General features: G+C 47.8%; 20 protein-coding genes. 19 read left to right on the top strand and 1 reads right to left on the bottom strand.

What is annotated here, in order from left to right; translation table 11 throughout:
* Nucleotides 1–100: 100 nt before the first annotated feature.
* From HRU42_RS07770 to HRU42_RS07745, 6 genes are all read left to right on the top strand, one after another.
* Nucleotides 101–952, top strand: a complete 852-nt coding sequence (locus HRU42_RS07770; protein WP_295030036.1) for a thymidylate synthase — start codon at nt 101–103, stop codon at nt 950–952.
* A gap of 323 nt (nt 953–1,275) precedes the next feature.
* Nucleotides 1,276–2,457, top strand: a complete 1,182-nt coding sequence (nhaA, locus tag HRU42_RS07765; RefSeq protein ID WP_295030035.1) for a Na+/H+ antiporter NhaA — start codon at nt 1,276–1,278, stop codon at nt 2,455–2,457.
* Between the two features lie 28 nt (nt 2,458–2,485).
* Complete coding sequence (locus tag HRU42_RS07760) at nt 2,486–2,869, top strand: hypothetical protein (RefSeq protein ID WP_295030033.1); 384 nt, start codon at nt 2,486–2,488, stop codon at nt 2,867–2,869.
* Between the two features lie 52 nt (nt 2,870–2,921).
* A complete protein-coding gene (gene nhaR, locus HRU42_RS07755) occupies nt 2,922–3,833 on the top strand; it encodes a transcriptional activator NhaR (protein WP_295030031.1) in 912 nt (303 codons plus the stop codon).
* Nucleotides 3,834–4,012: 179 nt separating this feature from the next.
* Nucleotides 4,013–4,252: a succinate dehydrogenase assembly factor 2 gene (locus HRU42_RS07750; RefSeq protein WP_295030111.1), complete on the top strand. Its 240-nt coding sequence runs from the start codon at nt 4,013–4,015 to the stop codon at nt 4,250–4,252.
* Nucleotides 4,233–4,691: a protein YgfX gene (locus HRU42_RS07745; RefSeq protein ID WP_295030029.1), complete on the top strand. Its 459-nt coding sequence runs from the start codon at nt 4,233–4,235 to the stop codon at nt 4,689–4,691. Before HRU42_RS07750 ends, HRU42_RS07745 begins: the two co-directional genes overlap by 20 nt.
* 7 nt (nt 4,692–4,698) lie before the next feature.
* Here the strand turns inward: HRU42_RS07745 and nadB are convergent, their stop codons facing one another.
* Nucleotides 4,699–6,312 carry an L-aspartate oxidase gene (nadB, locus tag HRU42_RS07740; RefSeq protein WP_295030027.1) on the bottom strand — a complete coding sequence of 538 codons (1,614 nt, stop codon included), beginning with the start codon at nt 6,310–6,312 and terminating at the stop codon, nt 4,699–4,701.
* Between the two features lie 200 nt (nt 6,313–6,512).
* Here nadB and rpoE point away from each other — a divergent pair, with 200 nt between their 5' ends.
* The 13 genes from rpoE to dsdC all read left to right on the top strand — a co-directional run bounded on the left by rpoE (nt 6,513) and on the right by dsdC (nt 19,534).
* Nucleotides 6,513–7,091 (top strand): RNA polymerase sigma factor RpoE, encoded by a 579-nt coding sequence (gene rpoE, locus HRU42_RS07735; RefSeq protein ID WP_295030026.1) that lies wholly within the window; start codon nt 6,513–6,515, stop codon nt 7,089–7,091.
* A 50-nt stretch (nt 7,092–7,141) separates the two neighbouring features.
* Nucleotides 7,142–7,753 (top strand): anti sigma-E factor RseA C-terminal domain-containing protein, encoded by a 612-nt coding sequence (locus HRU42_RS07730; RefSeq protein WP_295030023.1) that lies wholly within the window; start codon nt 7,142–7,144, stop codon nt 7,751–7,753.
* 31 nt (nt 7,754–7,784) lie between these two features.
* Nucleotides 7,785–8,717: a MucB/RseB C-terminal domain-containing protein gene (locus HRU42_RS07725; RefSeq protein WP_295030021.1), complete on the top strand. Its 933-nt coding sequence runs from the start codon at nt 7,785–7,787 to the stop codon at nt 8,715–8,717.
* A gap of 52 nt (nt 8,718–8,769) precedes the next feature.
* On the top strand, nt 8,770–9,225 hold the full coding sequence (locus HRU42_RS07720) for a SoxR reducing system RseC family protein (RefSeq protein WP_295030020.1): 456 nt from the start codon (nt 8,770–8,772) through the stop codon (nt 9,223–9,225).
* Between the two features lie 150 nt (nt 9,226–9,375).
* Nucleotides 9,376–11,166: a translation elongation factor 4 gene (gene lepA, locus HRU42_RS07715; RefSeq protein WP_295030109.1), complete on the top strand. Its 1,791-nt coding sequence runs from the start codon at nt 9,376–9,378 to the stop codon at nt 11,164–11,166.
* A gap of 156 nt (nt 11,167–11,322) precedes the next feature.
* Nucleotides 11,323–12,240 (top strand): signal peptidase I, encoded by a 918-nt coding sequence (gene lepB / locus HRU42_RS07710; protein WP_295030018.1) that lies wholly within the window; start codon nt 11,323–11,325, stop codon nt 12,238–12,240.
* A 1-nt stretch (nt 12,241) separates the two neighbouring features.
* On the top strand, nt 12,242–12,919 hold the full coding sequence (gene rnc, locus HRU42_RS07705) for a ribonuclease III (protein ID WP_295030017.1): 678 nt from the start codon (nt 12,242–12,244) through the stop codon (nt 12,917–12,919).
* Nucleotides 12,916–13,923 carry a GTPase Era gene (gene era, locus HRU42_RS07700; RefSeq protein ID WP_295030015.1) on the top strand — a complete coding sequence of 336 codons (1,008 nt, stop codon included), beginning with the start codon at nt 12,916–12,918 and terminating at the stop codon, nt 13,921–13,923. The genes rnc and era overlap by 4 nt, the downstream gene beginning before the upstream one ends.
* Nucleotides 13,924–14,085: 162 nt before the next feature.
* Nucleotides 14,086–14,778, top strand: coding sequence for a DNA repair protein RecO (recO, locus tag HRU42_RS07695; RefSeq protein WP_295030013.1), 693 nt, complete (start codon nt 14,086–14,088; stop codon nt 14,776–14,778).
* Nucleotides 14,779–15,008: 230 nt separating this feature from the next.
* Complete coding sequence (gene pdxJ, locus HRU42_RS07690) at nt 15,009–15,746, top strand: pyridoxine 5'-phosphate synthase (protein WP_295030011.1); 738 nt, start codon at nt 15,009–15,011, stop codon at nt 15,744–15,746.
* A gap of 92 nt (nt 15,747–15,838) precedes the next feature.
* Nucleotides 15,839–16,237 carry a holo-ACP synthase gene (gene acpS, locus HRU42_RS07685; RefSeq protein WP_295030010.1) on the top strand — a complete coding sequence of 133 codons (399 nt, stop codon included), beginning with the start codon at nt 15,839–15,841 and terminating at the stop codon, nt 16,235–16,237.
* A gap of 948 nt (nt 16,238–17,185) precedes the next feature.
* Nucleotides 17,186–18,529: a D-serine ammonia-lyase gene (locus tag HRU42_RS07680; protein ID WP_295030009.1), complete on the top strand. Its 1,344-nt coding sequence runs from the start codon at nt 17,186–17,188 to the stop codon at nt 18,527–18,529.
* A 48-nt stretch (nt 18,530–18,577) separates the two neighbouring features.
* Nucleotides 18,578–19,534 carry a DNA-binding transcriptional regulator DsdC gene (dsdC, locus tag HRU42_RS07675; protein ID WP_295030007.1) on the top strand — a complete coding sequence of 319 codons (957 nt, stop codon included), beginning with the start codon at nt 18,578–18,580 and terminating at the stop codon, nt 19,532–19,534.
* Nucleotides 19,535–19,623 lie beyond the last annotated feature (89 nt).

Below are 19,623 nucleotides of genomic sequence, written 5' to 3'. Positions count from 1 at the left end.
GTCGATATCATCTAGGGATCACCGCAATAGTGAATAGTGTTATTTATGTGCTTAGCACAGATAATAGAAATTTTAGTGTGCCAGATTAAGGTCAATTGCAATGAAACAATATTTAGAACTCTGTAATCGAATCATCGATGAAGGCACCTGGATCGAAAATGAACGTACCGGTAAGAGGTGTCTCACTGTCATCAATGCCGATCTTGTCTATAACGTAGACAAGAATGAGTTCCCGCTAATTACCACCCGTAAAAGTTTTTGGAAAGCGGCCATCGCCGAGATGCTGGGATATATTCGTGGCTTCGATAATGCTGCCGACTTTCGTAAACTGGGTGCTAAGACCTGGGATGCTAATTCCAATGACAATCAGGCCTGGTTGAATAATCCTCATCGTAAAGGAGAGGATGACATGGGCCGTGTATATGGCGTGCAGGGAAGGGCATGGAGTAAACCCGACGGTGGCAGCATAGATCAGCTGAAGAAAATTGTCGATAACCTCAAGAAAGGGGTCGACGATCGTGGCGAGATCCTCAGTTTCTATAACCCGGGTGAATTTCATATGGGCTGTTTACGCCCGTGTATGCACACCCATAATTTCTCTCTGTTAGGGGACACATTATACCTCAATAGTTTTCAGCGCTCTTGTGATGTGCCTCTGGGATTGAATTTTAATCAGGTTCAGGTGTTCACTCTTTTGGCATTAATTGCGCAAATTACCGGTAAAAAACCGGGACAGGCTTACCATAAAATCGTTAATGCTCACATTTATGAAGATCAATTGGAGCTGATGCGCGATGTTCAGTTGCAACGAGAGCCCTTCGGGGCAGCTTCCTTGTCTATCAATCCAGATATCAAATCCCTCGAAGATCTTGAGACCTGGGTGACCTTGGATGACTTTGAAGTATCAAATTATCAACACCATGATGCCATCAAATATCCTTTTTCAGTGTAATAGACCGCAGGGATAAATTTGGTTTAATTCACTGAATTATCAGAGTTAACGAGTGTAGATTTATTCCCATTTCTAGACTCGTTATACGTTTTACCTGCATAAATTATCATCAACCTGTCGCGCTGATACCTATGTCATTAGCGTCACTAACTTGTTTCTCTTGTTTATTTATTAGCGCTGGTTAATCGAGCAGTTGATAACTAGTCATTCACTGGTTACAATAAATAGCGCGGTATTTCCGATGTATACAGCAGATGGAAGCGAATATTCAATATAAATGTATTCGGCTACACTCAAGTCATTAAGTTTTATTGGAGCGAATTATGGAAAAGGCGATAAAGAATTTTTTAAGCCAAGAATCGGCGGGTGGGATCCTGCTCATGGTAGCGGTTGTGCTGGCCATGGTAATGGCAAACTCGCCTCTGTCAGGTTTATATCAAGGCTTTTTAGATACCGAGATGCAGATCAGAGTCGGTAGCCTGGATATTGACAAGACGCTGATTCATTGGATCAACGACGGCTTGATGGCGATCTTCTTCATGTTGATTGGCTTAGAAGTCAAACGAGAGCTGCTCGAAGGAGCGCTCTCGAGCAGGGCACAGGCATCTTTGCCTACCTTCGCCGCTATTGGCGGCATGGCCTTTCCGGCCGGCGTTTATCTGCTGTTTAACTATGGCGACCCTCTCACTCAAGTTGGTTGGGCGATACCTGCGGCGACAGATATCGCGTTTGCACTGGGGATCATGGCGCTATTAGGCAGTAGAGTGCCGGTGGCGTTGAAAGTCTTCTTACTCGCGCTCGCGATTATCGACGATCTGGGTGTTGTGGTGATCATTGCAATCTTCTATAGCACAGACTTGTCTATGGTGAGTCTGGTGGTTGCCGCTGTCGCCATATTAGGTTTAATCGGTTTAAACAGGCGAGGGGTGACAGCCTTAGGTCCATATGGCGTACTGGGTATAATCCTATGGATAGCCGTATTAAAATCAGGTGTGCATGCCACATTGGCCGGTGTGATCATCGCTTTTTGTATCCCATTGAGGGCGAAAGATGGCAGCTCTCCATCCGAGAGTCTGGAGCATAGCCTGCACCCCTGGAGCACCTTCATCATCTTGCCTATTTTTGCCTTCGCTAATGCGGGTGTCAGTCTCGCTGGTATGAGCTTTGGCGACCTATTCTCACCTGTGCCTGTAGGTATCGCCTTAGGTTTGCTGGTGGGTAAGCCATTGGGTGTGCTGTTCTTCAGTTATATTGCGGTAAAACTTAGATGGGCCGTGCTTCCTGAAGGCATGGGCTGGAGACATATTGCCCCAGTTGCCGTGATGTGTGGTATCGGTTTTACCATGTCTATGTTTATCTCATCTCTGGCGTTTGTGGGAGAGGGGGCCGTCCATGGTGATTTTGCCAGACTGGGCATCTTAGTCGGATCTCTGCTGTCTGCTGTTATCGGTTATTTCTGGTTAGATAAAGTGTTACCCAAAACACCAGCGAAGAACGCTCAATAACAAGATATTTGGTTAAGGAGAATACATTATGAGAATCATCTTTCTAGCATCTGTACTCAGTCTTGGTTTCGTAGGAACGGCTCAAGCCGAGCAATTGCAGGCCTGTAATCAAGATGTCGAGAGTATAGTGTGTCAGTACTATCTCGAAGGCGTCGTCGATGGCGCCATGATGTATAAGCCCAATGCGAGTGGCGCGCGTCTTGAAACTGATAGCTACGAGTCCAGGGCACTTAAATACCGAAGCGGCAAACGCTTTCAAGAGGCTAACCGTACCTATTGTGAGAGCCGTATTCCGGATAGGCATGTGTTAGTCACTGGGCTAGCAGATGCCTTTTCAGCCGGAATGATTCAGAATATCGAGTCACTCAATACTGTGATGCATAGTCTGATGGATTGTCAGAGACTCGAGTGAGAATATTCACCATCATCACTAATAACGGGTCCGACTTCGGGTTAAAAAATGTATGTCACATCTGAACTATAACCACCTCTATTATTTTTGGATGGTACATAAAAAGGGCTCGGTAGCGAAAGCTGCCGAGGCCTTGTGTCTCGCGCCGCAAACGGTGACGGGGCAGATAAGGGTGCTGGAAACACGTTTTAAGGGCAGCCTATTCAAGCGAGTGGGTCGCTCCCTCGAGCCTACCGAGCTGGGAGAACTGGTATTTCGCTATGCCGATAAGATGTTTAGCCTCAGCTATGAGATGCTGGATCTGCTCAACTATCAAAAAGATGAGAATATTCTGTTCGAGGTAGGCATTGCTGATGCCTTGTCTAAAGCCTTGGCGAGTAGAGTGTTACTCTCTGTTGTACCCAGCGATGGCTCCATGCATCTGGCCTGCTTCGAGGCGACACACGAAAGCCTGATGACACGCTTAAGAGAGCATAAGCTGGATATGATTTTATCTGATTGTGCAGGAGAGTCGCTTAAATATCCTGAGATCTTATCTAAGAAGTTAGGTGAGTGTGGCATAGCCTTCTTCTCCGCCGAGAAGTACGACAAGCCGTTTCCCGAGTGTTTAGAGCAAGGTAAGTTACTCATTCCTGGGAAGCGAACGTCCCTCGGCCAACAGCTGCACCACTGGTTCGATGAAAATGGTTTAAATGTCACTATACTCGGCGAGTTCGATGATGCGGCCATGATGAAGGCCTTCGGCTATTTCAAGCAGGGGATCTTCGTGGCTCCCTCTATCTACAAACAAGATATCTTGTCCCATGATATGCATCTGTTAGGTGAAACTACAGATATCAAAGAGGTCTATCATGTGATGTTTGCCGAGCGCATGATCCAACATCCGGCGGTGAAACGCCTGTTAGAAACGGATTTCACCGAGCTGTTTGCAGGCCGGGATGCTCAGGTTCAGCGCTTGCTATAGCCTGAGGTTGGACTGTGACTAACCGTTTTAGCTGCTTTGTGTGGCAGCCTCATGAGGCTCAATGCCCAAGTTGAACTGTTAAAATCCGCGTGGTCGGGGTGATTTCATCGACTCAAGCCACAACTAAGGTTACACTAGCCCCATAACGAGATCTAGGAGCAAGCTGCGTGTCTGAACCAATGAAAATATCGAGAGTAAGATGGGCATGCCGACGAGGTATGCTGGAATTGGATGTTATTTTCCAACCTTTCGTCGACAATCATTACGAGCTGTTATCGGTTAAAAACAAAGGGATTTTTGTCCGACTTCTCGAAGGCGAAGATCCTGAATTATTTGCCTGGTTTATGGGTCATGAACAGTGTCCCGATCCTGAGTTGGCCGCTATGGTCGTACTTGTCCGTGGCAGACCAGCGCCATAGTTTCAGACTGACTTCATCCTTCGACCAGCGTCTCGCGCTGGTCGTCCTGGCGAGTGTTTGCTTATGCTCATTTCTCGCCTGGCCTCGCTTAGATAATCTTATCTACCTGATGATTAAATACTGCGCAGCCGGCGTAACGCTCGTATTTTTCTCTTATCAGTTTTGGCAATTATCATATTGGCACTGTCGATTCAGCTTGGGTCGTGACGGCGAAGGCCAGATAGCTTGGGGTGTCAAGCGTCGACTCGCGTCTGTGGATGAAACCAGTATGGAAAAGTTCACCCTAGTCATGAATCCCATCGTCACACCATTAGTGGTTTTTTTCTATGTCCACACCCAAGATATGAGTGTTGGGCACAGGCGTTTAGTGATCGTTTGGGCGGACATGCTAGACGACACAAGTTATCGGCACCTGTGTCGTCTGCTCCTCGCTAATTAGATCTACATTAGCTATCAGGCTGAAGTATGGTTGGAGTGGGATTAGCCGAAGATTCAGGATGATCTATGTTGTAATGTAGGCCGATACTCTCTTTTCTCTCCATGGCGCAGCGGATGATAAGCTCAGCGACCTGCACTAGGTTTCTCAGTTCCAGTAGATTATTACTCACTCTGAAGTTGCTGTAATATTCCTGGATCTCTTGCTGTAGCATGTCGCATCGACGGCGGGCTCTCTCCAGACGTTTGTCTGAGCGAACGATGCCGACGTAATCCCACATGAATAGACGCAGTTCATGCCAGTTGTGGGCGATGACAACTTCCTCATCCGAGTTCGCTACCTTACTTTCATCCCATGCAGGTAATATGCCCGGCATAGGGATTTTATGCAGTTGCCCTTCGATATCTTCACCGGCGGCCCTGGCGAAGACTAAACACTCGAGCAAGGAGTTACTGGCGAGTCGATTGGCACCGTGCAGACCCGTATATGCGACTTCGCCGATGGCATATAAGCCGTTGAGATCTGTCTGTCCGTGAAGGTCTGTCATCACGCCACCACAGGTATAGTGGGCGGCCGGAACCACAGGTATAGGGTCTGTGGTGATATCGATACCATATTCTAAGCAACGCTTATGGATCGTCGGAAAATGCTTAATGACAAACTCTGCTGGCTTATGGGTAATATCTAAATACACGCAATCCGATCCTAGCCTCTTCATCTCGAAATCTATGGCTCGTGCGACTATGTCTCTGGGTGCCAGCTCGGCACGCTCGTCAAATTCAGGCATGAAACGAGTGCCATCGGGGCGTCTAAGATAGGCGCCCTCACCGCGCAATGCCTCGGTGAGGAGAAAATTTCTGGCATCGGCATGATAGAGACAAGTTGGGTGAAATTGATTGAACTCCATGTTGGCGACCCGACAACCGGAGCGCCAGGCCATGGCAATACCGTCACCCGAAGCTATGTCAGGATTGGAGGTGTATTGATAAACTTTAGAACTTCCACCGGTTGCCAGGGCGACAAATCTAGCCTTGACGGTCTCAACTTGCTCGACATCCCTATTCCAAACATAGGCCCCTAAGACTCGGTTTCCCGATAAATTTAATTTGCGGGACGTGATGAGGTCGATGGCGTTGTAACGTTCTAATACCTGGATATTGGGATGGGATCTGGCTCTGTCCTGTAGCGTGACCTGGACCTCTTTACCCGTGGCATCGGCCGCATGCAGTATGCGTCTGTGGCTGTGTCCGCCTTCTCGGGTTAAGTGATAGGGAGCATTCGCGCTATCACCGTCACTGGTTTCTTCTTTATCGAAAGCCACCCCGCACTCGATTAACCACTCCATCGCGCCCTTGGCGTTTTCGGCGGTAAATTTAACGACGGCTTCATCGCAAAGTCCGGCCCCCGCGACCAAGGTATCGGCCACATGGGACTCTATGGTGTCATCTTTATCGAAGACTGACGCTATGCCGCCCTGAGCATAGTAGGTCGAACCTTCACTCAGTGGACCTTTTGAGAGTAAAATAACTTTAGACTTTTCAGCAAGATGCAGTGCTAATGTTAAACCAGCAGCGCCGCTACCGATAACCAAAACGTCAGATTGGTGTTCAACTACTTGTTTCATCAGGTATCATGGTATGTTCTGTGAGGTTTAGCTATGGTAAACCAAGCGAGCTTTTTTGGATAGATTGTTAGTTAACAGAAAATAAATTCATTTCGATGCTATTTTTTTAGAACTTTTTCGAAGTTCGTTAGTCTACATATGTGCATATGATTCGAGCGACTGAAAAATCAGCATTTTAGATTTAGGAGTAGTCGGCTCGAATGAGTGGACAAATAAGTGATCAACAACTAGTTGAGCGTGTTCAGCAGGGTGATAAAAATGCATTTAATCTCTTGGTGCTCAAGTATCAGAACAAGGTAATGAACCTGATTTCACGTTATGTACGAAATCAGGCCGACGTCGCCGATGTCGCTCAGGAAGCGTTTATTAAAGCTTATCGAGCGTTACCAAACTTTCGCGGTGAGAGTGCATTTTATACCTGGTTGTACCGAATTGCGGTAAACACCGCCAAGAATCATCTGGTTGCTCAGGGGCGACGCGCTCCTGCAAATGATGTCGATGTAGAGGAAGCCGAATATTACGATGGCAGCGATGCGTTAAAGGAGTTTGCTTCTCCCGAACGTTTGTTAATGGCCGACGATATTCAAAAAGTGGTTTTCGATGCGCTAGATTCATTACCAGAAGAATTAAAAATGGCTATCTCATTACGAGAGCTCGATGGTATGAGCTACGAGGAGATAGCGAGTGTTATGGATTGCCCCGTAGGCACGGTAAGATCTCGTATCTTCAGGGCCCGGGAAGCGATCGATAAGAAACTTCAGCCTTTGCTGGAAGAATAGTAGCCTTTTACTAATACAGGTATTCATATGAGTACCAATACAGGTGATAAATGGATAAATTAGGTCAGGAATGGGTATCCGCTGCCGTCGATGGTGAAACCGACGAGCATGCATTGGCTGAATTGGCAGCCGATGAGGGTTCGCATCAGCAGTGGCGTGATTATCATATGATAGGCGATGCCATACGTGGTGAGCTGCCTAAGTCAATTAACTTAGACCTCAGTGCCAGTATTGCAGATGCTATCGATAAAGAGCCAACAATTATGGCGCCGGTGCGGCGCGTCGATAGTAAAAAACCAGCAGATGCCATAGGCGGATCCGCGAATGTGATCCCTATGTTTAAGCAGTTCGGTCAATATGCCATCGCGGCAAGTGTGGCCTTATTCGCAGTCATCGGAGTACAAAATTACAGTCAGCAGAGCGCCATCGATGCATCGCCGTTACCTGTGCTTAATACCCGTCCATTGGTGGGTAGTGTGACTCCTGTGAGCCTACAGACTGGGCCGATACAAGCGAGTCAAAGCTTCACTAACGTTCAGGTGATGGAGCAACGTCAACGCATCAATGCCTATATACAAGATCATATGTTGCAACAAAGATTGAATAATGGCACCGAAATAGATGACAATAACAAACTTGATTCGAGTTCTGCGGATCAATAGTGTTCTAAGCTATATACGTTAAGGAGTTAGCTTGCGTCTTATCCTGTTGGCCCTGTTAGTTTTTAATTTTCCTGTGATGGCGCAGGAAGAACTGTCCGCTAAGGCTTGGCTTGAAAATATGAGCCAGGCCTTGCGGGAGCAAGAATTCAAGATGTCTCTGATCCAGCTACAGGCGGATCACATTCGTCCTTTAGTCTATATTCATGGCAAGATTGAAGATCAAGAAGTTGCCTTTCTGGAACACCTCAATGGCCCGCCAAAAAACGCGGTAAGACTCGGCAATACGGTGACGTTTATCGAGCATGATCAACCTGCTTATAGTGTACGGGCCAATCGCATTCAGGGGATACTTCCCCCAGCATTCGCCGCCGATATCTCTAAACTGGAATCTGGCTATCAATTCGTCTTGGGTGGTCGTAGTCGTTTAGCGGGCCGCCCTAGCCAGTTGGTGCGTATCATTCCTAACGATGATTTTCGCTACGGTTATCAAGTCTGGCTAGATATGGAGTCTTACCTCCCACTACGCTATGACATGTTGACTCAAGATAAGCAGTTACTCGAGCAGATCTTAGTGGTCGAGCTGCTGGTATTAGATGCGCCTCCGGCTATTTTATCTGAAGCTTATAAACAGGAGTGGCCCGCAGTAGCCTCCCAGTCTAAAAGAGATGCCGGTGATAACTGGACATTTAACTGGTTACCTGAAGGTTTTGAAATCTTAGTTAAAGACAGTCATAGACTCATGGGGAGTCATGAGGCGGTAGAGTATATCGCGCTCAGTGATGGCATGGCTAACATCTCTGTTTATGTCGCTCGAGTTGGGGATACTAAGATGCCCGAAGAGTTAGTGACTAGAAATGGCCTATCTTTGGCGACGGAAGTCGTCGGTAATTTCGAAGTCGTGGCGGTTGGTAAGGTTCCGACTGAAACCTTAACTCGCGTCGCTAAGAGCATCAGTATTCGATAATGATGCTCGAGCGGCATGGCTATTTATTTTATTTTGTTAAGGGTATTCTTCTATGATGGAAGAGATGGCGAAAGTCATAAAGTGTGATGATAAGGGCTGGGTAACCGTAGAGGTTCAGGTTAAAAATGCCTGTAGTCATTGTGATAACAGTGAGTCTTGTGGCACCTCAGCCGTGGCGTCGGCCTTCTCCCCTAAGGTGCAAGTATTCTCTATCCCGTCTGACAATCAATATGAGCCGGGGCAACTTCTCAGACTCGGTTTGCCCGAAAGTGTGATTCTTAAGGCGGCGGCTCTTATCTACTTGCTTCCCTTACTTGGGCTCTTTGTGGGTGCCGGCTTAGCGACGCTTGTCTTGTCTCAATTGCAGGTCGAAGTCAGCGATCTGCAAGTGATCCCAGTAGCACTCATGGGCGCCTTCCTAGCTTGGCTATATGCCAGAAGAGAGGCAAAGAAGATGGAGCATACGAGTCAACCCGTTATCCTTGCCCATTTAGGCCAATCTCTTTAATATTTTTTATTCACGGGTATTCGGTTTACTCTCCCTGTTTTTCATTGTCTTGATGACGATGAAGAGCGGTTTAGATTGGTATTGGGGAGCCGATCGGGTACAATTCCGCACTTTTAGATAATTCCAACTTTGAGTCAGTCATTTCGCATCATGAAGCACATTAGAAACTTTTCGATTATTGCCCATATCGATCATGGCAAATCAACACTCTCAGACCGCTTAATTCAGTTTTGCGGTGGTCTTTCAGATCGTGAGATGGCGTCCCAAGTATTGGACACAATGGATATTGAGCGCGAGCGTGGTATTACCATCAAGGCTCAGAGTGTTACGCTAAACTACACGGCCAAAGACGGTGAAACCTATCAGTTAAACTTCATCGATACCCCAGGTCACGTGGATTTCTCCTATGAAGTCTCCCGCTCTCTGGCGGCCTGTGAAGGTGCCTTGCTGGTCGTAGATGCTGGACAAGGTGTAGAGGCCCAGACGCTGGCTAACTGTTACACTGCGCTCGAGATGGACATGGAGGTGGTACCGGTTCTAAACAAGATCGATCTACCTCAGGCCGATCCTGATCGTGTTGCCGAAGAGATCGAAGACATAGTCGGCATCGAAGCGGCCGATGCGGTCCGCTGTTCGGCTAAGACAGGTATCGGTATCGAGGACGTACTCGAAGTCATAGTAGCGCAAGTTCCTCCACCTGAAGGAAATGAAGCGGGGCCATTGCAGGCCTTGATCATAGATTCCTGGTTCGATAGCTATCTGGGTGTTGTCTCCCTGGTTCGAGTCAAGCATGGTGTGCTCAAGAAGGGTGACAAATTTAAGGTCATGTCTACCGGGGTGAATCACACTGCCGATAGAGTGGGTATCTTTACTCCTAAGCAGACCGATACCACAGCAATTAGAACCGGTGAAGTGGGCTATGTTATCGCTGGCATAAAGGAGATCCACGGCGCGCCCGTAGGTGATACCTTAACCCATGCTAAAAATGGCGCCACCGAGCCCTTAAGCGGTTTTAAGAAGGTTAAGCCTCAGGTTTATGCCGGTGTTTTCCCTATCTCTACCGACGATTATGAGAGTTTCCGTGATGCGCTAAACAAGCTTAGCCTCAACGATGCATCCTTGTTCTTCGAACCTGAGACCTCATCGGCACTGGGTTTTGGTTTCCGGATAGGCTTCTTAGGCCTGCTACACATGGAGATCATTCAGGAGCGTTTGGAGCGTGAGTACAATCTGGATCTGATCACCACGGCGCCAACCGTAGTGTATGAAATCATCAAGACAGATGGCGAGACCATCTATGTCGATAATCCATCTGATCTGCCGGCAATCAATAATATTACCGAGATGCGAGAGCCCATCGTCGAGACCAATATTTTGGTACCGAAAGAGTATCTGGGTAACGTCATCACCTTGTGTGTCGAGAAGCGTGGCATGCAGACCAATATGGTCTATCACGGCAATCAGGTCGCGATCACCTATGACATGCCGATGGCTGAAGTGGTGATGGACTTCTTCGACCGTCTTAAATCCACCAGTCGTGGCTATGCGTCTCTGGAGTATAACTTCTCCCGCTTCGAGCCAGCCGATATGGTGCGTCTCGACATCCTCATCAATGGCGACAGAGTCGATGCCTTGGCTATGATCATCCATAAGGGGCTCATTCGTCAAAAGGGTCTGGCCCTGGTGAATAAGATGAAAGAGCTGATTCCAAGACAGATGTTCGACATCGCTATTCAGGCCGCTGTGGGAACACAAGTCATCGCTCGCTCTTCGATCAAGGCCATGCGTAAAGATGTGACCGCCAAGTGTTATGGCGGCGATGTCTCCCGTAAGAAGAAGCTGCTGCAGAAGCAGAAAGAGGGTAAGAAGCGCATGAAGCAGGTGGGCAATGTTGAAGTGCCACAGGAAGCCTTCCTGGCTGTGCTTAAGCTCAACGACTAAACCGTTAAGAATTGTTAATCGTGAGCAATATCTAGCGCCGCAGTTTGCGGCGCTTTCGTTACTCACGTATAACTGACCTATACATCACAGTTGACGAGTCAGATTAGACGCGCAGTGATAACAGTATTTTTGTTTGCAAGCAGGAGTTCATAAAGTATGGCAGCTAATTTTTCCCTCATCTTGGTGTTGGTCACCTTGTGTAGCGGCTTAGTGTGGATGGCCGATGCCTTGTTTCTCGCACCTAAGCGTCGAGAGAAACTCGCTATGGCCCAAGCCGTCGACGCGGATATTAGTGAGGAAAATGCCGAAAAAATCACCCGTGAGTCGGCGTTTGTCGAAACGTCTCGCTCTATTTTCCCGGTGATCGCATTCGTCCTCATTTTACGCTCATTTATCTATGAGCCTTTTCAGATCCCATCGGGGTCCATGATGCCAACCTTGTTGGTGGGTGATTTCATCCTGGTAGAAAAGTTTAGCTATGGCTTGAAAGATCCAGTCTGGCGCAGCCAGTTAGTCGAAACAGGCAAGCCTGAACGAGGCGATTCGGCCGTGTTTAAGTATCCGGAAGACCCACGCATCGACTACATCAAACGTGTTGTTGGTTTGCCTGGTGACAGGATAGTCTATCGAAACAAGCAACTCTATCTACAGCCTGCATGCGTCGAGGGCGAGAAGACTTGCCCAGAGCTTAAGCCTGTGGCTCGCGTCGGGGTAAACCAAGGTGAATACTCACAAAATGGTGTCCCACTGACTCGTTACACCGAGAAACTAGGTGAAGTGAGCCATGACATCTTGATCAACCCTCAGCGCCCGGATCCTATCGGCTATTATTACCGTGAAGGTAAGTTACCTGTGGGTGAGTTTATTGTGCCTGAAGGTCATTATTTCATGATGGGTGACAACCGAGATAACAGTACCGACAGCCGCTTCTGGGGCTTCGTTCCCGAAGAGAACCTGGTCGGTAAAGCCGTAGCAATCTGGATAAGCTTCGAGTTTGACAGGACTAAGGCCGACTTATTACCGACATGGATCCCAACGGGTGTCCGTTTCAACCGCGTAGGTGGAATTACTTAAGATGGAACCGATTAAAAATATCCCGCGTCTGTGCCGCACGTTAGGCTACCAATTTAACCAACAAGCGCATCTGGATCAGGCTCTGACCCATAGAAGTGCCTCTAGCAAGCATAATGAACGCCTGGAGTTTCTGGGTGATTCGATCTTGTCTATTATTATATCAGATGCCCTATATCACCAATTTCCCAAGGTGACCGAAGGTGACCTTAGTCGCATGCGAGCCACCTTAGTGTGCGGCAAGATGCTGGCGGAAATTGGTTTCGAGTTCAAACTCGGAGATTATCTCAAGTTAGGCCCGGGTGAATTGAAAAGCGGTGGTTTCAGACGTGAGTCGATCATTGCCGATGGGGTAGAGGCCATCATAGGCGCAATCTATCTCGATGCCGATTTGGAGACTTGCCGAGCTAGAGTCCTGAGCTGGTATGAGTCTCGCTTGGCAATCATAGAGCCAATCAATCAGAAAGATCCCAAGACCTTGCTACAAGAGTTGTTGCAAGGTTTTAAGAAGCCTCTGCCAGTTTACAAGGTGACTGACATCAAAGGTGAGGCCCATGCACAGACCTTTACGGTCGAGTGCCATGTAGAAGAGTTGAAGAAACCCCTTGTTGGGGTTGCAAGTTCCCGCAGAAAAGCTGAGCAGATTGCCGCTGCACAGGTTTTGGAGTTAATTAAAAAATGAGTAAGCACAAAGCGCCAACAGCCAATGAAGCGGCTTCAAGTAACGAGCCTAACTTAGACGACCTGTTAGCACAGATGAATAACCCTTCATCCGCAGCGAAATACGATGTCACCTATTGTGGCATGGTCGCCATTGTTGGCCGCCCGAATGTCGGTAAATCGACGCTGCTGAATAAGCTACTGGGTCAGAAGATCAGTATCACCTCGAAGAAGCCGCAGACCACCCGCCATCGCATCATGGGGATCCATACTGTAGCCGAGCGCCAAGTCGTGTTTATCGACACGCCGGGTCTGCATATGGAAGAGAAACGCGCCATCAACCGTTTGATGAACCGCGCCGCAGCGAGCTCATTAGCCGAAGTGAGTTTGGTTGTCTTCGTCGTCGATGGCATGACCTGGACCGAAGATGACGACCTGGTTTTGCGTAAACTACAGAGCCGTGATGACGGTCGTAAAACGGTACTTGCGGTAAACAAGGTCGATAACATCAAAAATAAGGAGGAGCTATTCCCTTATCTTGAGGCGTTATCGAAGAAGTTTCCGTTCGATGAGATCTTACCTATCTCGGCGACTAAGGGCACCAATGTGCAGCGTATCTTAGACATGTCTATCGATTCTCTGCCCGAAGCGCCGCATTTTTTCCCGGAAGACTATGTTACCGACAGATCTCAGAAGTTTATGGCGTCAGAAATTGTTCGCGAAAAACTGATGCGTTTCTTAGGGGACGAGCTGCCATATGATTGTACCGTCGAGATCGAGCAGTTTAAGATGATGGAAAATGGTGTCTATCAGATCAATGCCTTAGTGCTGGTTGAACGCGAGACCCAGAAGCGTATGGTCATAGGCAACAAGGGCGATCGTATGAAGAAGATCAGCTCTGCCGCTCGCGTCGATATGGAAGTCATGTTCGATAACAAGGTTTTCCTCGAGATGTGGGTCAAGGTCAAGTCAGGTTGGGCCGATGATGAGCGTGCACTTCGCAGCTTAGGCTATGGCGAAGATTAATAAAGCTGACCCTTTCAGTTCGTGAAGCTGCCAGCTTAATTGCTGCAGCTTCGCTGTATTTTATCTATAAATAAGACGTTGAGTTCTGAATCATGATCACAGTTAAACGAGTGTCGTTTATGTTGGAGTGCTAGTGGTGAGTAACAACTTAGGTATAGATTAATGGAGCGCGGCTACGTGCTCCATACACGCCCCTTCAAAGACTCCAGTGTGTTAGTCAATATGCTGGTCGATGGTCATGGACGAGTCGATTGTGTCGCTCGCCTGGGTAGCGGCAAGACTTCCATAAAGAGCATACTGCAACCGTTTCAACCGCTGATTTTTCAGCTATCTGGCCGTACCTCGCTGAGAAATATGAACAGTGTAGAGGCTGGGAGCCCGGCTATTCCTCTCTCGGGTGACGTCAGTTTTGCCGGTTTTTATCTCAATGAATTATTGGTCCGCTGCATCGCCGTCGATCATGGCGCCGAGTCGCTATTCTTTACCTACCACAAGACCTTAATGGCCATGGCGGCAGGTTTCTGTGAGAGCCAGTTACGATATTTTGAATTAAGCCTGCTCAAAGAGTTAGGGCTTATGCCGACCCTCAGAACCGATCTTTCTCAAGATCCCATAGAGGCAGATTACTATTATCGTTTATTACCCGACGAAGGCTTCGTCAATGCCTTAGGTCCCAAGACATCCCACTATAGCGGCGAGATGTTACTGGCATTGGATGAACATAGGTTAGAGGCTTCACATCTAAGGCAAGCCAAATACCTGATGCGCCTGATGTTGGCACCTTGTTTGGGGGATAAGCCACTTAAATCCCGCGCACTCTTTAGATATAAGATGGCATCCCCGCTGACTAAATAGTTTGAGCGACTTAAATCAGAGCCACTGAAACCGCTTAATTTCAAATTGTGAAAACGAAAACCCGTTAAATCCCTTGTTATCTTGAATCTTTAGATGGTATTTATGCATACTATCTGTTGTCGCAAGTGTTTTGCCGTTTCACCTTTCCATATAACCTGAGTACAATACTCCCATCCGTTTGACGACGCGTAAGTCGCCGCAAACTTACCCTATTTTTCTGAGGATACTCAATGAGCCGCATCTTACTTGGCGTTAATATCGATCACATTGCCACTCTACGTCAGGCCCGTGGGACCTCGTATCCCGATCCCGTTCATGCCGCCGCAGTCGCAGAGCATGCTGGCGCCGAAGGCATCACAGTGCACTTGCGAGAAGACAGACGTCATATCATAGACAGAGACATCTATCTGTTGGCGAAAACGCTTAAGACTCGGATGAATTTCGAGATGGCGGTCACCGATGAGATGCTCGATATCGCCTGTGAAGTTAAACCGACATACGTGTGTCTGGTGCCCGAGAAACGTGAAGAACTCACCACGGAAGGCGGCTTAGATGTCGCGGGCCAGATGGGCAAGATAGCCGCTGCAATACAACGTCTGGATGATGTAGGGGTTAAGGTCTCGCTATTTATCGATGCCGATAAGGCTCAGATCGATGCCGCCGTTGCCGTGAAGGCACCTCTGATTGAGATCCACACAGGTTGCTACGCCGATGCCGCAGACGAAGTGGAAGAAGCCAAGGAGCTTGCACGCATCAAGGAAATGGCTACTTACGCTCATTCTAAGGGCTTAATCGTCAATGCAGGCCATGGACTTCACTATCACAACGTTAAGCCAATCGCCGCCATCCCAGAGCTGTATGAGCTGAACATAGGTCACGCCATCATAGCCCGCGCCGTCATCGATGGCTTAGATAAAGCGGTCAGAGACATGAAGCAACTGATGAACGAAGGTCGCAGAGGCGAATAAATACAGTAAGTTTCCAGGTGCGAGTTCCTAGATCCTAGGCTCAAAATCCTAGTACCTAGGAACTCGATACTTATCAGATTTTAAGGATATATATGATTGTTGGTCTAGGTACCGATATCGCCGAGATTGAACGTATCGAGCAAAAAGTGCCAGCCGCAGGAGATCTTGACGGCCTGGCTCAGTGCCGTTTAGCCAAGCGTGTACTTACCGAATTGGAGATGGCGATTTTTATCGCTTCATCGAAACCCGGACGTTATCTGGCGAAGCGTTTCGCCGCCAAAGAAGCTGCCGCCAAAGCCTTAGGCACTGGTATTGGCCGCGGCGTCTCGTTTCAGCATATCGAGATAAGCAATGACGCCAATGGCGCACCCTTGGTGAGTTTCAGTGGCGGCGCGGCTGAAAGACTCGCGCTGCTTGGTGGTGTGAGAGGGCACATATCTATAGCCGATGAGCAGCACTACGCTACTGCAACAGTAATTCTGGAGTCTTAAGGATAAGACTTGGTTATCCCTTTAAGTTGGTACTTGGTAATATTTTGAAGGTCGTACCTTCATTGTAACCTATCGCCTCCGGCGGGGGATGTGCACTCTATATTTTGAGAAGGTTCTGCGAGTCACCGAAAACTTAGTTACCTTCGAATGAAGGTGGATTGCATTTTCTCTTTTACTTCATTGGTATTGGACAGATAGTTGAAGGTTATAGTGTCATTTTACCTATAGCCTGCGGCTCGCTTAATGTGCAGCTACTTCTGCGAGACGCCGTGAACACTTCCATGTGGGCTCTGCCAAAACGTCCCTGTTTTGGAAGCTCGCAGCCGTATCTACACTGAGTTATCTTCCTTCTTCGATTACATCTTACTGATATTTAGAACCGTATTTTGAAGCATATTTAATCAGCGATGGCCCCTGTGTATGTTGTGTTTTTCGCGGCTAAAGTCGCTCCTACAAGGTACGGCAGGTTTTACCGTGCTCAACCTAATATCGCATTGTCTATTGGTTGGATGTTTTAGGCTAGGAGGCCAAATCTTACAGTTAAATGTGCTTGGATGCTGGCTCTAAACTTGTCGTGACCAAGCGTATTTTCTGGGATGCTTAACCATGTTTCGCCCTCTAAATTCAGCCATTAACAATCTCCGTTCTTTTCTAGTCCTTTTTTAGCCAATTTTTAGTGCTCTGTTAGTGCTTTACTGTCTATTTGTTGCCGAGGTTTAGGGTGAATCAGGTTCAACCAATGCAAAAATATTCATACTTTGTCTATTTTTTTAGGCTGCCCCATACTTGCCATCCACAAAGGAGCGTAGGCTATCACCGTGAGCTTGAATCATTTTAAATTAATACAATTCAACACACCTTCAAGTATTTCACCGCCGCTACCGTATTGGCATCACTTGTCTCCCTTGGCGGGATCTTATTATCTCAACTTGTATAGAAGAGCCGATTATGAATAAACAACAAATTGAACAATTGCTCAACGAGTTTCCATTACTGCAGAAGCTGATTAACCTTGAGCCTCTGAGCTGGTTTAACCCAAATATTACCGATCACGCCACGGCGCTGCCTTATGTAGGCTTGACCGATAAAGATGTGCAAGATGCCAGCGAACGTTTACAACGATTCGCGCCTTTCTTTTGTCGTACTTTTGCAGATACTCGCGGGACGAATGGCATAATCGAGTCACCATTACAGGCCATTCCTGCCATGCAAGCTGCGTTGGCTGAGCGCTATGAGTGTGAGCTGCCGGGTAAAATGATGATCAAGCTTGATGCGTTACTGCCTATTTCTGGTTCAATTAAGGCTAGAGGTGGCATTCATGAAGTACTAGAACACGCCGAGAAATTGGCACTAGAAGCTGGCCTACTCAGTCTTGATGATGATTACAGCAAGGTAGACTCAGATGAATTTAGAGCCTTCTTCGGCAAATATAAAATAGCCGTGGGCTCTACAGGCAACTTAGGTCTATCTATCGGTATCATGAGTGCAACGCTAGGCTTTAAGGTGAGCGTGCATATGTCATCTGACGCTCGACAGTGGAAAAAGGATAAATTGCGTAGTCATGGGGTTAATGTGGTCGAGTATGAATTTGACTATAGCATTGCCGTTGAACGTGGTCGTGAAGAAGCACTCAAAGACCCTTTCTGCCACTTTGTCGATGATGAAAACTCTACGTCCTTGTTCTTAGGTTACGCCGTTGCCGGTGAGCGCCTGCAACAACAGTTTATCGATCAGGGGATATTGGTTGATGCTGAGCATCCGCTATTTGTGTATCTTCCATGTGGTGTTGGCGGCGGCCCTGGCGGCGTGGCATTTGGCCTTAAGCAGACTTTTGGCGACAATGTTCATTGTATCTTCGCCGAGCCGACTCAGTCTCCCTGCATGTTGCTAGGCGTGCACACCGGCTTACATGATAATATTTCGGTGCAAGACTTAGGCATAGATAACATTACCGCTGCTGACGGTTTGGCTGTGGGACGTGCATCAGGATTTGTCGGTAGGGCGATGGAGCGAATGCTTGATGGTTATATCACCATCAAAGACGATGAGATGTATACATTATTGGGGATGATGTACAAAACTGAGCAATTTAAGCTTGAGCCATCAGCCCTTGCTGGCGTACCCGGTATCGTCCATGTGCTTGCCAATGATGCTTACCTCGATAGAATGGGCTTTAAAGGTAAATTGGCCAATGCGACTCACTTGGTGTGGGCGACTGGCGGCGGCATGGTGCCAACGGATGAGATGAATAAGTATCTCGAACGTGCTGAGGAATTATTAAGGCAGAAGTAATACTCGTACCGTGATGCGTATCGATTAATTTGAGGGGAACAAGAGCTTATGTATCAAGGCAGGCATGCACAACTGGGCGCGAGTCAATTGGCGAACCTCAATACCTTCGTTAATGCGGCGCAGCACCTGTCTTTTACCCAGACTGCTGAGGTTCTGTGTCTGACACCCAGTGCGGTCAGCCATAGAATTGGCAAGCTTGAGCAAGAGCTTGGCTTTAAGCTGTTTCATCGTTTACATAAGCAACTTAAATTGACCGAAGAAGGAGCGCGGCTATTTCGCAGTTGTACCTTATTATTCTCCCAGTTAGATGAAGAGCTTAATGAGATTCGAACCAACGAATTATCGGGCAGGCTCACTATCTATGCTCGCCCTTCTATCACTCAGTGTTGGCTGGTGCCGCGTATTCATGATTTTCATCAAGCTTATCCCGCTATTCAGCTCGATATTCTTACGGGGAACCAAGATGTTAACTTTCGCACCCAATTTATCGATGTGGCCCTCTATTATGCCAGTGGGCCCTTTCCTGGCCTAGCCAGCATAGAGCTGATGTCTGAAGCAGTGACGCCAGTATGTAGCCCAAGTTATGCCGAGCGGTTCGATCTTATCGGTAAACCACACAACTTGAGTCAATGCACCTTGCTGCATGATTGCAAAGCTTGGCCACAGGCGGCCTATAATGCCGAGTGGTTAGAGTGGGCGAAGCATCATCAAATTACGGGCATAGACAATAGTCGCAGCTTAAGCTTCGATCGTTCTGATTTGGCCGTTATTGCCGCCATGAACAATGCGGGACTCGCCATAGGCCGTAAGCGCTTGGTGGATAAACGCCTACGAAGCGGTGAACTAATCGCGCCTTTCACCTCATTAAGTACTCCCGCCAGCTACCAGTATCATGCGGTTTATAGCGCCGATGCAGAGCCAAACCCGAGAGTCCAGGCCTTCCTCAACTGGCTAAAACTGCAGGCCGGTGAGGGTACTGTCGCCAATAGGTGTGACAGTTTATGAGTTTGAAAAGTCAGCTTAAAAGTCCAAGAAGGCAATAAAACTGCACAGAATGCCTACAGAAAATATGGCTTCGAACTCTATCAATTAAA

It is taken from the genome of Shewanella sp., assembly GCF_013214165.1.
Lineage (GTDB): Bacteria > Pseudomonadota > Gammaproteobacteria > Enterobacterales > Shewanellaceae > Shewanella.
This window is presented reverse-complemented; position numbering and strand designations above follow the sequence as displayed.

What these genes read in the sequence shown, in the direction of transcription:
- rpoE (WP_295030026.1), top strand. Translation starts at nt 6,513, where the DNA reads ATGAGTGGACAAATAAGTGATCAACAACTAGTTGAGCGTGTTCAGCAG.
- HRU42_RS07770 (WP_295030036.1), top strand. Translation starts at nt 101, where the DNA reads ATGAAACAATATTTAGAACTCTGTAATCGAATCATCGATGAAGGCACC.
- dsdC (WP_295030007.1), top strand. Translation starts at nt 18,578, where the DNA reads ATGTATCAAGGCAGGCATGCACAACTGGGCGCGAGTCAATTGGCGAAC.
- lepB (WP_295030018.1), top strand. Translation starts at nt 11,323, where the DNA reads ATGGCAGCTAATTTTTCCCTCATCTTGGTGTTGGTCACCTTGTGTAGC.
- era (WP_295030015.1), top strand. Translation starts at nt 12,916, where the DNA reads ATGAGTAAGCACAAAGCGCCAACAGCCAATGAAGCGGCTTCAAGTAAC.
- acpS (WP_295030010.1), top strand. Translation starts at nt 15,839, where the DNA reads ATGATTGTTGGTCTAGGTACCGATATCGCCGAGATTGAACGTATCGAG.
- recO (WP_295030013.1), top strand. Translation starts at nt 14,086, where the DNA reads ATGGAGCGCGGCTACGTGCTCCATACACGCCCCTTCAAAGACTCCAGT.
- HRU42_RS07720 (WP_295030020.1), top strand. Translation starts at nt 8,770, where the DNA reads ATGATGGAAGAGATGGCGAAAGTCATAAAGTGTGATGATAAGGGCTGG.
- rnc (WP_295030017.1), top strand. Translation starts at nt 12,242, where the DNA reads ATGGAACCGATTAAAAATATCCCGCGTCTGTGCCGCACGTTAGGCTAC.
- pdxJ (WP_295030011.1), top strand. Translation starts at nt 15,009, where the DNA reads ATGAGCCGCATCTTACTTGGCGTTAATATCGATCACATTGCCACTCTA.
- lepA (WP_295030109.1), top strand. Translation starts at nt 9,376, where the DNA reads ATGAAGCACATTAGAAACTTTTCGATTATTGCCCATATCGATCATGGC.
- HRU42_RS07750 (WP_295030111.1), top strand. Translation starts at nt 4,013, where the DNA reads ATGAAAATATCGAGAGTAAGATGGGCATGCCGACGAGGTATGCTGGAA.
- nadB (WP_295030027.1), bottom strand. Translation starts at nt 6,312, where the DNA reads ATGAAACAAGTAGTTGAACACCAATCTGACGTTTTGGTTATCGGTAGC.
- nhaR (WP_295030031.1), top strand. Translation starts at nt 2,922, where the DNA reads ATGTCACATCTGAACTATAACCACCTCTATTATTTTTGGATGGTACAT.
- nhaA (WP_295030035.1), top strand. Translation starts at nt 1,276, where the DNA reads ATGGAAAAGGCGATAAAGAATTTTTTAAGCCAAGAATCGGCGGGTGGG.
- HRU42_RS07760 (WP_295030033.1), top strand. Translation starts at nt 2,486, where the DNA reads ATGAGAATCATCTTTCTAGCATCTGTACTCAGTCTTGGTTTCGTAGGA.
- HRU42_RS07730 (WP_295030023.1), top strand. Translation starts at nt 7,142, where the DNA reads ATGGATAAATTAGGTCAGGAATGGGTATCCGCTGCCGTCGATGGTGAA.
- HRU42_RS07680 (WP_295030009.1), top strand. Translation starts at nt 17,186, where the DNA reads ATGAATAAACAACAAATTGAACAATTGCTCAACGAGTTTCCATTACTG.